General features: G+C 57.1%; 13 protein-coding genes. 4 read left to right on the top strand and 9 right to left on the bottom strand.

The features are described from left to right. Positions 1 to 347 precede the first annotated feature (347 nt). Together phoR and phoB are read right to left on the bottom strand one after the other, a co-directional pair. Positions 348 to 1,643 carry a phosphate regulon sensor histidine kinase PhoR gene (phoR, locus tag BJ885_RS00625; protein ID WP_029739757.1) on the bottom strand — a complete coding sequence of 432 codons (1,296 nt, stop codon included), beginning with the start codon at positions 1,641 to 1,643 and terminating at the stop codon, positions 348 to 350. A gap of 21 nt (positions 1,644 to 1,664) precedes the next feature. After that, positions 1,665 to 2,354, bottom strand: a complete 690-nt coding sequence (phoB, locus tag BJ885_RS00620; RefSeq protein WP_008503265.1) for a phosphate response regulator transcription factor PhoB — start codon at positions 2,352 to 2,354, stop codon at positions 1,665 to 1,667. A 187-nt stretch (positions 2,355 to 2,541) separates the two neighbouring features. On the opposite strand from phoB, the gene sbcD reads away from it, so the two are divergent. Next, entirely contained in the window at positions 2,542 to 3,747 is a 1,206-nt protein-coding gene (gene sbcD, locus BJ885_RS00615) for an exonuclease subunit SbcD (RefSeq protein ID WP_121930962.1), read from the top strand. Then, positions 3,744 to 6,875, top strand: coding sequence for an exonuclease subunit SbcC (sbcC, locus tag BJ885_RS00610; RefSeq protein WP_121930961.1), 3,132 nt, complete (start codon positions 3,744 to 3,746; stop codon positions 6,873 to 6,875). The genes sbcD and sbcC overlap by 4 nt, the downstream gene beginning before the upstream one ends. Before the next feature lie 75 nt (positions 6,876 to 6,950). Here the strand turns inward: sbcC and mak are convergent, their stop codons facing one another. Continuing rightward, positions 6,951 to 7,856 carry a fructokinase gene (gene mak, locus BJ885_RS00605; RefSeq protein WP_029739754.1) on the bottom strand — a complete coding sequence of 302 codons (906 nt, stop codon included), beginning with the start codon at positions 7,854 to 7,856 and terminating at the stop codon, positions 6,951 to 6,953. 123 nt (positions 7,857 to 7,979) lie between these two features. Between mak and rdgC the strand changes: the two genes are divergently transcribed. Beyond that, entirely contained in the window at positions 7,980 to 8,894 is a 915-nt protein-coding gene (gene rdgC, locus BJ885_RS00600) for a recombination-associated protein RdgC (protein ID WP_023310540.1), read from the top strand. 48 nt (positions 8,895 to 8,942) lie between these two features. Here the strand turns inward: rdgC and ppnP are convergent, their stop codons facing one another. The 5 genes from ppnP to BJ885_RS00575 all read right to left on the bottom strand — a co-directional run bounded on the left by ppnP (position 8,943) and on the right by BJ885_RS00575 (position 11,579). Next, the gene (gene ppnP / locus BJ885_RS00595; RefSeq protein ID WP_008503270.1) at positions 8,943 to 9,230 is read right to left on the bottom strand and encodes a pyrimidine/purine nucleoside phosphorylase; all 288 of its coding nucleotides are present in this window, start codon (positions 9,228 to 9,230) and stop codon (positions 8,943 to 8,945) included. Positions 9,231 to 9,301: 71 nt separating this feature from the next. After that, on the bottom strand, positions 9,302 to 9,979 hold the full coding sequence (locus tag BJ885_RS00590; protein WP_047648590.1) for an AroM family protein: 678 nt from the start codon (positions 9,977 to 9,979) through the stop codon (positions 9,302 to 9,304). A gap of 237 nt (positions 9,980 to 10,216) precedes the next feature. After that, the gene (gene yaiA, locus BJ885_RS00585) at positions 10,217 to 10,408 is read right to left on the bottom strand and encodes a protein YaiA (RefSeq protein WP_029739753.1); all 192 of its coding nucleotides are present in this window, start codon (positions 10,406 to 10,408) and stop codon (positions 10,217 to 10,219) included. Positions 10,409 to 10,452: 44 nt separating this feature from the next. Beyond that, a complete protein-coding gene (gene aroL, locus BJ885_RS00580; RefSeq protein ID WP_121930960.1) occupies positions 10,453 to 10,977 on the bottom strand; it encodes a shikimate kinase AroL in 525 nt (174 codons plus the stop codon). A gap of 143 nt (positions 10,978 to 11,120) precedes the next feature. Next, positions 11,121 to 11,579 carry a YaiI/YqxD family protein gene (locus BJ885_RS00575; protein ID WP_010428006.1) on the bottom strand — a complete coding sequence of 153 codons (459 nt, stop codon included), beginning with the start codon at positions 11,577 to 11,579 and terminating at the stop codon, positions 11,121 to 11,123. A gap of 97 nt (positions 11,580 to 11,676) precedes the next feature. Between BJ885_RS00575 and proC the strand changes: the two genes are divergently transcribed. Next, complete coding sequence (gene proC / locus BJ885_RS00570; protein WP_024906789.1) at positions 11,677 to 12,486, top strand: pyrroline-5-carboxylate reductase; 810 nt, start codon at positions 11,677 to 11,679, stop codon at positions 12,484 to 12,486. A 14-nt stretch (positions 12,487 to 12,500) separates the two neighbouring features. Here proC and adrA read toward each other — a convergent pair whose 3' ends face one another. Next, positions 12,501 to 13,604 (bottom strand): diguanylate cyclase AdrA, encoded by a 1,104-nt coding sequence (gene adrA, locus BJ885_RS00565; protein ID WP_045356394.1) that lies wholly within the window; start codon positions 13,602 to 13,604, stop codon positions 12,501 to 12,503. Positions 13,605 to 13,625 lie beyond the last annotated feature (21 nt).

Raw genomic sequence — 13,625 nt, 5'->3', positions numbered from 1 at the left:
ACGATACAGCCGAAAATTTGCTCAATTTCAGCGGGAAATGCTCCCGTCCTGGCGTGGAGAAGAATAGTTTTTCGATTTACCACGCAAATACAGTCGGTCTGACAGTATCTGGGGCGCAATTTAAACGCTTATAACGTTTAAAGGCAAGGTGGGATCGTAAAACCAGAACAATATGCCAGCATGAAAATGCACGTTAGAATAATACGCTATTTATAAGAAAAACCCATGGCTAATCATGCGAACAAAAAACAGTCAGCCGTATAAAATTCATCCGCGTTTCGCTTGACTGCAAAGCAAACTGGCCAGCAGACGCTGACCCGTGGAAAGGTAAAATGACACGCCTGCCGTCAGGCTATTTTTTTGGCAATTAATCGTTCCGGAATAACGAAACTGAAGCGGGTTCCTTTACCCAGCGTGCTCTGAATATCGAGACGGCTTTCATGGTGATTCACCGCGTGTTTAACAATCGCCAGCCCCAGACCGCTTCCGCCTGTCTGCCGGGATCGCGCTTTATCCACACGGTAAAAGCGCTCGGTCAGGCGCGGAATATGCTCAGGCGCGATCCCCGGCCCGTCGTCTTCCACGCTAAACTCCGCCCCCGTTGGGGCATGGTGCCAGCGCACCACGATATTCGTCCCCTCCGGCGTATGATTCACCGCGTTATACACCAGGTTGGAAATGGCGCTACGCAGTTCATCTTCGCTGCCCAGCACCTTCAGCGTATTGTCGACCTCAAAGGTCAGGTGATGCTTTTTGTGGCTTAACGTCTGCGCTTCACGCTCAACGACCCGCAGCATCATCGGGACATCAATGGTGTCATTTAGCGCGAGCGTCGGCGCCGCTTCAATCTTCGAGAGCGTCAGCAGCTGCTTGACCAGCCCTTCCATCCGGTGCGTTTGCTCGCGCATGGTGTGCAGCGCTTTTTCACGCGGCGCGCCTTCAAGCGTTTGCTCCTGCATCATCTCCAGGTAGCCCTGAAGCACGGTCAGCGGGGTACGCAGTTCGTGACTGACGTTGGCGAAGAAGTTACGACGCGCCCCTTCCAGCTGGTGCATCTGGGTGACATCGCGCGCCACCATCAGCCACTGCTTATCGCTGTAGGGCATCACGCGGATTTCCAGATGGCGACCATTATTGAGCTTCAGATTATGCGGGCGGGTAAAATCACGCTTTTTCAGATACAGCGTGAACTCGGGATAGCGCAGAAGGTTGAGGATATTCTGACCATTATCATCGGGCCAGCGCAGGCCCAGCAGCTGTTGCGCGAGGCCGTTACACCAGAAGATTGTCCCTTCTTCGGTTGTCAGAATAACGGCATCCGGCAGCGACTCTGCACCGCTGCGAAAACGCTTAATCAGGCTTCCCAGCTCGCGGCGACGCTTTTTATTACGCATCTGCATCTGATGCAGACCGTACAGCAGCGGCTCCCAGCTGCCGCTTCCCGGCGGCGGCGTCATACTTCGGTCAACCCACAGCCACCAGGAGAGGCGCAGCAGGTTCCAGAAATGCCAGATCAGCAGCCCGGTGACCGACGCCAGCAGAAACCACGGCAGGTGTCCAAGAAAGGCCCCCAGCAGGAAGGCCGGAATACAGCATAAGATCAGTTCAAAGACGAGCCTTTTCCATGACAGACGTTCCAGCACGCGTCACACTCCTGTCATTGTTCAGAAACGGGTAGAAAAACGATAACCCGTGCCGCGGACCGTCTGCACCATGCGATCGTGGCCGCTCAGTTCCAGTGCTTTTCGCAGGCGGCGAATATGTACGTCAACCGTCCGGTCTTCGACATACACGTTAGTTCCCCAGACGTTATTCAGCAACTGCTCGCGGCTGTACACGCGTTCCGGGTGGGTCATAAAGAAGTGCAGAAGTTTAAATTCGGTAGGCCCCATGTCGAGGGGATTTTCACCGGTCATCACGCGGTGTGAGGTGGGGTCAAGGCTCAGCCCCTGCATCTCAATCACCTCTTCCACCGCCATCGGCGAAATACGGCGCATCACGGCTTTAATGCGGGCAACCAGCTCTTTTGGGGAAAACGGTTTAGTAATGTAATCGTCCGCGCCGGTCTCCAGACCGCGCACGCGATCCTCTTCTTCTCCGCGCGCCGTGAGCATCACAACCGGGATGTCGCGAGTTAGCGCTTCACGCTTCAGGTGTTTGATAAACTGCAGTCCGGAGCCGCCGGGCAACATCCAGTCCAGCAGAATCAGATCGGGCCAGGGTTCATTCAGCTGGTTCACTGCGCTGTCATAATCTTCCGCTTCAACCGGCTGGAAGCCGTTTTGCTCGAGCACGAAGCACACCATTTCACGAATTGGAGCTTCATCTTCTACGACCAGAATACGTCTCGCCATACTTTGCCCTGTCTTATCTTATTTAAGTTACAAGTTTGTAATTCGGCGCCATTATGCGTCAGATTTATGACAGATTTATGAAAAACAGTACCACGATAACGGGCAAACTGTTGTTTTATTACAGCGGTTATTTTCCCGTCTCTGAACGTTTATAATCCTGCTTTCTCTTTTTTGCCACGGATCAGCTATGCGCATACTTCACACCTCGGACTGGCATCTGGGTCAAAATTTTTACAGCAAAAGCCGTGCGGCTGAACATGAAGCCTTCCTGAACTGGCTGCTGGAAACGGCCCGGACGCACGAGGTGGACGCGATTATTGTGGCGGGTGACATCTTTGATACCGGCTCGCCCCCCAGCTATGCGCGTGAACTGTACAACCGCTTCGTGGTGAATTTGCAGCAAACCGGCTGTCATCTGGTGATTGTCGCCGGCAACCATGATTCCGTCGCGACGCTCAATGAATCCCGCGACATCCTGGCATTTCTCAATACCACCGTCGTCGCCAGCGCCGGGCACGCCCCGCAGATCCTGAAAAAACGCGACGGCACGCCGGGGGCGGTGCTGTGCCCCATTCCGTTTTTGCGCCCGCGCGACATCATGCAAAGCCAGGCGGGGCTGTCGGGTGCGGAAAAGCAGCAGCATTTATTACAGGCCATCACCGACTATTATCACCAGCAGCACGCCGATGCCTGCGCCCTGCGCGGCGACCAGCCGATTCCAGTGATTGCGACCGGCCATCTCACCACCGTCGGGGCCAGTAAAAGTGACGCCGTACGTGAGATCTATATCGGCACGCTGGACGCCTTTCCGGCGCAAAACTTCCCGCCAGCCGACTACATTGCGCTCGGACACATTCACCGGGCGCAGATCGTCGGCGGCAGCGAGCACATCCGCTACTGCGGCTCGCCAATTTCGCTCAGCTTTGACGAAACGGGCAAGGCCAAGTCCGTCCATCTGGTGAGCTTCTCCGAAGGGAAACTTCACGCCGTCGAGACGCTGGCGGTGCCCGTCACCCAGCCGCTGGCGGTGCTGAAGGGCGATCTCGACGCCATTACCGCCCAGCTTGAGCAGTGGCGCGGCGCGACGCTTAACCCGCCCGTCTGGCTGGATATCGAAATCACCACCGATGACTACCTGCACGATATGCAGCGTAAAATTCAGGCGCTGACGGAAGATTTGCCCGTCGAAGTCTTACTGGTACGCCGCAGCCGCGAGCAGCGCGAGAAAATTCTGTTAAGCGCGCAACGCGAAACGCTCAGTGAACTGCGGGTTGAAGAGGTGTTTGAACGCAGGCTCTCGCAGGAGGAAATTGACGACGCGAAGCGCGCAAGACTCAACGAACTGTTCAGCCATACCCTGCATGCGCTCAATGATGAGGAAGAAAACGCATGAAAATTTTGAGCCTGCGCCTGAAAAACCTCAACTCCCTCAAGGGCGAGTGGAAAATTGACTTTACCGCGGAGCCGTTTGCCAGCAACGGTCTGTTTGCCATCACCGGCGCAACCGGGGCAGGCAAAACCACCCTGCTCGACGCCATCTGTCTGGCGCTTTATCACGAAACGCCGCGACTGCAGAAGGTTTCTCAGGCGCAAAACGACCTGATGACGCGCGACACCGCCGAGTGCCTGGCGGAAGTGGAGTTCGAGGTAAAAGGCACCGCCTATCGCGCCTTCTGGAGCCAGAACCGGGCGCGCAACCAGCCGGACGGAAACCTGCAGGCGCCGCGCGTGGAGCTGGCGCGCTGTGAAGATGGCAAAATCCTGGCCGATAAAGTGACGGATAAACTGGAGCAAACCGCTGCGCTCACCGGGCTGGACTATGGCCGCTTTACCCGCTCCATGCTGCTCTCACAGGGGCAGTTTGCCGCCTTCCTTAATGCCAAGCCGAGCGATCGCGCCGAGCTGCTGGAGGAGCTGACCGGCACAGAGATCTACGGCCAGATTTCCGCCATGGTGTTTGAGAAACACAAAGCCGCCCGCAGCGTGCTTGAAAAATGCGAGGCGCAGGCGGCGGGCGTCGTGCTGTTGAGCGAAGAGCAACAGCAGCAGTTGCAGCAAAGTTTGCAGGCACTTACTGACGAAGAGAAAACTCTGCTGGTTCAGCAGCAAAGACAGCACAAAGATTTTCAGTGGCTTACGCGCCATGATGAGCTCGTGCTTGAGCGACAGCGCGTCACCGCGATGCAGCAGCAGGCGCAGCAGGCGCTGACGAACGCTGCGCCAGAGCTGGCAAAGCTCCAGCTTGCTCTGCCTGCCGCCCAGCTTCGACCGCTTTGGGAGCATCAGCAGGAGCAAACCGCTCGCCTGACGCAAACCCAGCAGCGAATTATCGAAGTAAATACTCGCTTACAAGCCAAAACCGCGCTGCGCGCGCGGATCCGTCATACCGCCCAGCGGAATCATGAGCAGCTTCAGACCGAATTGACGGAGCTGGCGCAGTGGCTGGCGGATCACGAGCGCTATCGCCTGCTGGGGCAGGAGATTGCCGGCTGGCGTGCCCAGTTCTCACAGCTTAACCGCGATAAAACGCAGTTAGCCTCGCTTGCTGCGAAGATGAGTGAATTACGCAACAGGCTGGCCGAGATGCCGGAAAATGCGCTGACGCTGACGGCGGATGAGGTCAGCGCGGCCATGGAGCAGCAGTCCCGGTCACGCACGCTGCGCCAGCGGCTAACGTCGCTGCATGCCCGCTATCAGCCGCTGCAAAAGCGACTGCGCCAGAGCGGTGAAAGCGTGCAGAAGGCCCAGGCCGATCAATATAAACTCAATGAAACGCTGACGCTGCGCCGCCAGCAGTACAAAGAGAAACACCAGCACTATCTGGACCTGAAGGCCCTGTGCGAACGCGAAGCGACGATTAAAGACCTGGAAAGCTATCGTTCCCGGCTTGAGGCAGGCAAACCCTGTCCGCTGTGCGGCTCCAGCGAGCATCCCGCCGTTGAGCAATACCAGTCTCTTGAGCTGACGGATAACCAGCGCCGCCGTGATGCTCTGGAAAAAGAGGTCGCCGCGCTTAAAGAGGAAGGCCTGCTGGTGCTGGGACAGGTTAAGGCCCTGACGCAGCAGATCCAGCGCGAGAGTGACGACGCGCAGATGCTCTCTCAGGAAGAGCAAGCGCTCACTAAAGAGTGGATGGAAGCATGCACTTCCCTGAACATCGCGTTGAATATTCAGGAAGATATCACGCCATGGATGAACGAGCAGGAACAGTACGAGCGCCATCTCTATCAGCTTAGCCAGCGTCTGACCCTGCAAAACCAGCTAAACGATCAGGAAGTGCAGGAGCGACAGCATCAGCAGCAGCTGACGGCCGCGCGCCAGGCGCTGGAAAGCACCCTGCTTTCGCTATCGCTTAACGTACCTGAAGACGGCAATGAAGCCGCCTGGCTGCACGCCCGCGAAGCGGAATTCGCGCAGTGGCAGGAGAAACAAACGCATCACGGCGTGCTTCTGGAACGCATAAACGCATTGAAGCCGCTGCTCGACACGCTTCCGGAAACGAACGGCGAAGAGGCCGAACCGGCCATTCCTGACGGCTGGCGCGACGTGCACGACGAATGCGTGTCGCTACAGAGCCAGCTCACCGCGCAGCAGCAGCAGGAAAAGCTGGAGCAAGAGCGCCTGCTTCAGTCGCAGACGCAGTTCACCGCGGCGCTCTCAGCGAGCTGTTTTGCCGATCGGGACGCGTTCCTTGCCGCTCTGCTGGATGACGACGCTATTCGTCGCCTCGAACAGCTGAAACAGTCGCTGGAAAGCCAGATACAGCAGGCCGCGGCCCTTTCCGGCCAGGCTAACCAGCAGCTACAGGCTCATCTGGCGCTGCGGCCGGAAGGTCTCGATGCAGATGCTCCTGCGCTGCAAAGCCAGCTGCAGCAGCTGGCGCAACGGCTTCGCGAGAACACGACGCATCAGGGCGAGATCCGCCAGCAGCTTAAGCAGGACAGCGATAACCGTCAGCACCAGCTGGCGCTGATGCAGCAAATTGAAGAGGCCGCGCGCCAGGCTGACGACTGGGGTTATCTGAACGCGCTGATCGGCTCCAGCACCGGCGACAAGTTCCGTAAATTCGCGCAGGGGCTGACGCTGGATAATCTCGTCTGGCTTGCTAACCAGCAGCTTAACCGTCTGCACGGGCGTTATCTGCTGCAGCGCAAGGCCAGCGACGCGCTGGAGCTGGAAGTAGTCGATACCTGGCAGGCGGACGCGGTGCGCGATACCCGTACGCTCTCGGGCGGCGAGAGCTTCCTGGTCAGCCTGGCGCTGGCGCTGGCCCTTTCCGACCTGGTGAGTCATAAAACGCGGATCGATTCCCTGTTCCTGGATGAAGGGTTCGGCACGCTCGACAGTGAAACGCTGGATACCGCGCTGGATGCGCTCGACGCGCTGAACGCCACCGGGAAAACCATCGGCGTGATCAGCCACGTTGAGGCAATGAAAGAGCGCATTCCGGTGCAGATCAAGGTGAAGAAAATCAACGGGCTGGGGTACAGCAGGCTGGATAAGGTGTTTGCGGTGGAATAAATGGGGGGATGGTGCGGTCTGGTGCCCTCACCCTGGCCCTCTCCCACAGGGAGAGGGAATAAACATTATTTGCTTTTATTCTGGCCACAGCCACGCCGCGCCGCGAACGCCGCTGGAGTCACCATGGACAGCTTTGCGGATCGGAGTTTCACACTCGCCGCCGAACACCCACTGTTTTACCAGGTTCGGTACCGTGGCGTACAGCCGGTCAACGTTGCTCATGCCGCCGCCGAGCACAATCACGTCCGGGTCGAGAATATTCACCACGTGCGCCAGGGATTTCGCCAGCCGCATTTCGTAGCGGCTAAGGGCCAGCTCGGCGACCGGATCCTGTTCTTCGACCAGACGCATAATTTCGTTGCCCTTGAGCGGCTGGCCGCTCAGACGGTGGTAGTCGGTCGCAAACCCGGTGCCGGAGATAAACGTCTCAATACAGCCCTGCTTTCCGCAGTAGCACGGCACTTCAGCGCGGTATTTAAGCTCGTCTTCATCCATCCACGGCAGCGGGTTGTGGCCCCACTCGCCTGCCGTGCCGTTGCCGCCGATATGGGCGCGCCCGCCGAACGCCACGCCCGCGCCGCAGCCGGTACCGACGATCACGGCAAACACGGTCTGAGCACCGGCCGCCGCGCCGTCGATGGCCTCAGACACTGCCAGACAGTTGGCGTCGTTGGCCAGACGCACTTCCCGGTTCAGACGCTGGCTCAAATCTTTATCAAACGGTTGACCGTTGAGCCAGGTGGAGTTGGCATTTTTAACCACCCCGGTATACGGCGAGATCGACCCCGGGATCCCCATCCCGACGCTGCCGGTTTGCCCTGTCGCCTGCTCTGCCATCTCAACCAGGCTGGCAATCGTCTCGATAGTCTGGCGATAATCATCGCGCGGCGTCGGCAGACGGTGGCGGAACAGCTGCTCCCCCTGCTCGCTCAGTGCGATGACTTCTGTTTTGGTGCCGCCCAAATCGATCCCAATACGCACAAGACTCTCCTCATTATTTTGATTATCAACAGAGTAGAAGCACGCTTCCCGATTAGCAATGCAAGCGATGCGACAATTCGTTATCATGCCCGCTGATTTAACGACAAGGCCGTGGAAATTATCATGCTGTGGTTCAAAAATTTGATGGTTTACCGTCTCAGCCGCGACGTTTCGCTGCGTGCAGAAGAGATGGAAAAACAGTTAGCCGCTTATACCTTTTCCCCTTGCGGTAGCCAGGATATGGCGAAAACCGGCTGGGTGCCGCCAATGGGTTCACAAAGCGATGCACTGACCCACGCCAGCAGCACGGGTCAAATCATCGTCTGCGCCCGTAAAGAAGAGAAAATCCTGCCGACGCCGGTGGTTAAGCAGGCGCTCGAAGCGAAAATTTTCAAGCTGGAAGCCGAACAGGGCCGCAAGCTGAAAAAGACCGAAAAAGATTCGCTGAAAGACGAAGTGCTGCACTCCCTGCTGCCGCGCGCCTTTAGCCGCTTCAGCCAGACCATGATGTGGATCGACACCGTCAACGGGCTGATCATGGTGGACTGCGCCAGCGCCAAGAAAGCAGAAGATACGCTGGCCCTGCTGCGTAAAAGCATCGGATCTTTACCGGTCGTTCCGCTGGCGCTGGAAACGCCGATCGAGCTAACGCTGACCGAATGGGTACGCAGCGGCGCTGCGGCTCAGGGTTTCCAGATCCTTGATGAAGCCGAGCTGAAAGCCCTGCTGGAAGATGGCGGCGTGATCCGCGCGAAGAAGCAGGATCTGGTGAGCGACGAGATCGCCGTACACATCGAAGCGGGCAAAGTGGTCACTAAACTGGCGCTCGACTGGCAGCAGCGCATTCAGTTCGTGATGTGCGACGACGGCTCCGTGAAGCGTCTGAAGTTCTGCGACGAGCTGCGCGATCAGAACGAAGATATCGACAGGGAAGATTACGCCCAGCGCTTTGACGCGGACTTCATCCTCATGACCGGCGAACTGGCCGCGTTGATTCAGAATCTGGTGGAAGGTCTCGGCGGCGAAGCGCAGAGATAACAGGCAAAACGCAGGCCGGGTAAGCGTTAGCGCCACCCGGCTTATTTTTTATTTCAGGTAGCGGCACAGATAAGAGGTAGGTTCAGCGACCTGCAAATGGAACTCGCTGTGGCCAGGGACGTTGAAAACTTGCCCGGCAGCGTAAACTTTCCATTCCGTTTCACCCGGCAGTAAGACGTTCAGCGCCCCGCTGACGACCGTCATTTCTTCAGCTTCCGCCGTGCCAAAGGTGTATTCCCCTTCCGCCATAACGCCGACACTGGCGCGGCCAGTGCTGCTGCTGGTAAAACCAATGGATTTCACTTTACCGGAAAAGTATTCGTTACTTTGAAGCATGAACTGGCCCTTATATTTTTAGATAAAAATTCACTATAGGGGCCATGCTCATCACCTGTCACGCAAAATCATTACATGAGGAGTTCCGAGGCCAGGCGAGCCATCAGAACGTTAGATAACAGCACGGGGACATCCAACGCTTTTTGCAGCAGATCACGATGATGCTGATGGAAACCGAGGCAGTCCAGAATCAAGACATCTGCCCCTCTCTCAAGCAGCTCCTTCCCGGCAGCAATGAGCTTGGCCTCACTGTCCCAGAACGGATTTGCCAGCGCATACAAGGGCACTTTTTCCAGCACGTGCCACTTTGCCTCCTGGTTATCCATGAGCTCCTCAATAGGTACGATCACCCCCACCTGATGACCATCCACGATGGAGGCCACCAGCGGTGGAATGATCCGCATCGGCTCCAGCAAAATTGCATTACGCGCCGTGAGGCCCTTAATGGGCGCGGTACTCATCAGCAAAATAACGTCATAACCTTGATTATCGAGCACTTCTATTACGCCCTGCAGCGAGCGCTCGATTTTCTGACGTGAAACATGCGCCAGTTTACCGTCGCTTAATAACGTCGCCAGGGGATCCTCCCCCACCTCGACAGCGTAGTCTTCCATGACCTCTTCCCGACTCATCTTCCCCAGCAGGCTAAGATGCGTTATCTGTTGTTCAGATACATGCTCGGTTAAGAGCGGTAACACTTCGCTTACAGGGACCACACCAATGGTGAGGATCGCCAACGTTGCCTTCATCTTGATCGCCTTCCATTACTCCAACATCGTGCACACAGGTACAGGCTCACTACGCTGCACAGTTCATTTTTTCAACAAAACAGCACCAAGCGTAGCAGGTGATCCCGACATCGAAATGTAAAGATCGCCTGCCGATACCGGAGTTACTTGTAATAACTAAATATTAACTCCTGCTTAACTTTCCCGATGAGTAAAAAGTGTGATTCAGGCACGATATTGGAGCGTTTAGGAAAACATTCAGGTTTTATCGGGATCTTCGTAGCGTCGTTTCGCATCCAGCGCTTCCTGTTCAGTCTCGTGTTCACTGATCAGCGAGTCCGGCTTGGGGTGATCGGCACGCAGTTGATACCAGGTCACGGTATGACCCGTATGGCCTTTTTCAACGGTAACAACGCGCGCTTCACGCGGATAGGGAGGTCTGGTTGGCATAGCTCATCCTTTTTTTATGTCTGAGCTATAAGTATAGACGCCGGTTAGCTGGCACAAGCCAAACGCAGGGCGGTAATAATCTGAATCACAACCTCTTCGGGAGAGACTGACGCATCCACCACGTGGTGAGCCGCTTCGCGGTATAGCGCATCGCGTTCGGCCAGCACTTCGCTCACCTCTTCGCTGAGCGGCCTGGAGGTCAGCGCGGGGCGTTGCCCCTCTTCCGGAAAGGCTTCCAGCCGCCCTACCAGAGCCGACACCGGCGCGCTGAGATAAATCACAATCCCCTTTTCGCGCATAAAGTGACGATTGCACTCCGCCAGAACGATGCCACCGCCGGTCGCGATCACGGCAGACGGGGTAGTGACCGCTTTCAGCGCGGCCGTTTCGCGCGCGCGAAAGCTCTCCCATCCCTCTTGCTCAACAATCTCAGCGATGGTTTTTCCGGCCTCGGTTTGCAGCCAGTGGTCGGTATCAACAAACTGGCGATGACACACGCGTGCCAGCTCCAGGCCAACGGTGGTTTTCCCACAGCCGCGGGGGCCAACTAAAAAGATGGGTTGGGTCATGCCAGGTGTTCCCCTTGATGCCGAATGGCTGAAGAGTGTAAAGAAATAATTGCAGAAGATGTTGCGATTACTTTACTGCAAAGCGGTACGGGATGACAACCCTGTGGAGGTCACACTGTACCACAAATTGACAATAATTATCATTACGCTGTGCGGCGCTTCACTTCCAGCAGCCATTTATCCAGCTCGGCAGCGAACTGCTGACGGTCGCGCTGGGACAGGCTGTCCGGTCCACCGGTCTGCACGCCGCTGGCCCGCATTGTATCCATAAAATCGCGCATGGTGAGCTTTTCCCGAATGGTCGAAGGCGAGTAACGCTCCCCGCGCGGATTGAGCGCCGCCGCCCCTTTTTCCAGCACTTCGGCAGCCAGCGGAATATCCGCCGTGATCACCAGATCCTCCGCGCTGCACAGGCGAACAATTTCGTTATCCGCCACGTCGAACCCGGCCGGCACGCGCAAGGAGCGGATGAACCGCGAAGGCGGTACGCGAATATTCTGGTTCGCCACCAGCGTCAGCGGCATCTGAACGCGCTCGGCGGCGCGAAATAAAATCTCTTTAATCACGTTCGGACACGCGTCCGCATCAACCCAAATCGCCATATTGTCTCCCCATAATGACTCTGCCGACTATTGTCGCCTGCATTTCGTTGTTAAGCTATCAATCAGAGAAAACAACGCATAATGACGGAGAATCGTGATGGACAAGAAAATCGGGTTTATCGGCTGCGGTAACATGGGCAAAGCCATCCTGGGCGGTCTGATCGCCAGCGGGCAGGTGCTGCCGGGTCAGATTTGGGTCTATACCCCGTCACCGGACAAGGTCGCCGCACTGCGCGATCAATACGGGATCAACGCCGCCGAAAGCGCGCAGGAAGTCGCCCAGGTCGCCGATATCGTCTTTGGTGCCGTCAAGCCGAACATCATGATCAAAGTGCTGAGCGATATCACCTCCAGCCTAAATAAAGAGACGCTGGTCGTGTCGATTGCCGCAGGCGTCACGCTCGATCAGCTGGCGCGCGCGCTGGGTCACGATCGTAAAATCGTCCGCGCGATGCCCAATACCCCCTCGCTGGTCAATGCCGGCATGACCTCCGTCACGCCTAACGCGCTGGTGACCACGGAAGAAGTGGCCGACGTGCTGAATATTTTCCGCTGCTTCGGTGAAGCAGAAGTGATTGCCGAATCGATGATCCATCCGGTGGTCGGCGTGAGTGGCTCAGCCCCTGCCTATGTGTTCATGTTTTTAGAAGCGATGGCCGACGCCGCCGTGCTTGGCGGAATGCCGCGCGCGCAGGCGTATAAGTTCGCCGCGCAGGCCGTCATGGGCTCTGCCAAAATGGTGCTGGAAACCGGCAAACATCCGGGTGAACTGAAAGATATGGTCTGCTCTCCGGGCGGTACCACCATCGAAGCGGTGCGGGTGCTGGAAGAGCGCGGGTTCCGCTCGGCCGTCATTGAAGCGATGGCAAAATGCATGGAAAAATCAGAGAAGCTGAGTAAATCCTGATTTCTGACCGGGCGTCAGGCGGCCACTTCGGTGCGGCCGCGCCCGGCATTTTTCGCCTTGTACAGCGCCACGTCAGCCGCCTTTAGCCATTCCCGATAGTGTCCAAACTGCGGCCCCCAGGGGGCAACACCTACGCTGATGCGCAGCGCTTCTTTTGGCGCGCACGGTAACGTCAGCTTTTCCAGCCGCTCATGCAGTCGCGACATCACGGCGATGGCGCTTTCCGCCGCGGTCTGCGACATAATCACCGCAAACTCATCCCCGCCAAACCGGCCGATCGCATCGCCTGACCGCACCGACCGCTGGAGCTGACGCGTAATGGCAACGATCGCCTCGTCGCCCACGTCGTGCCCCCAGGTGTCGTTGATGTTTTTAAAGTGGTCGATATCAATCAGCAGTATCGTGGCGGTGCTGTGGTCGCGCCGACAATGCTCAAATTCATTTCGCAGCAGCATTTCCCAATGTCGGCGGTTGAAGACCCCGGTCATCCCGTCTCGTGTGCTCATCATTTCCAGCCGCTGCTTATGTTCCGCAAGCCTGACGGCGGTTCGGTGGCTGAGCCAGGCAAACAGCATGGGATAAAGCACGAGTACGGGTAACGTTAAGCCCCACTCCACGAGGTCGGGGTTGAAGACGGCCACCTTCCCGACGAGTGGCAGCGTCACCAGCGCGGAGAGCAGGGTCAACGCGATCCCCGGGATAAAGAGGCGACAGCCCCCGGAGCCCATCATATTCATCCCCACCATCATCACCAGCGCTGCCGTGGGTAACGCATTCATCCCCATCACGCCGATCCAGAGCCCGGCAATAATGGCATCGATTTTAAGATTGAAAATTTCCTGCTGATGGGGCGAAGCGGCACGGCAGGACAGTTGCCAGGCAAAATGGGGCCAGACGAACGACCACCCGACCAGTAAAAGCCACCAGCCGCCGGGTAAAAAATGGGTGACCAGCATCCCCGCAACGGGGAAAAACATTGCCGCCAGCCCGACGGCGCGCGCCAGCCGCACTCGCCGGGCAAACTGAATGCCGGCGCGGTGAGGGTCATCCTGAGAAAGGGTTAAATTCCACTCTTCCCGAATGCGCTTTTTGTTGTAATACGTTTCATCATTCATCATTTTTGGGAATATTCTGAAACA

Source organism: Enterobacter sp. WP_7_1, from assembly GCF_003688535.1.
Taxonomy (GTDB): Bacteria; Pseudomonadota; Gammaproteobacteria; order Enterobacterales; family Enterobacteriaceae; genus Enterobacter; species Enterobacter asburiae.
The sequence above is the reverse complement of the archived record's forward strand: the minus strand, read 5'-3'. Positions and strand labels throughout refer to the sequence as shown.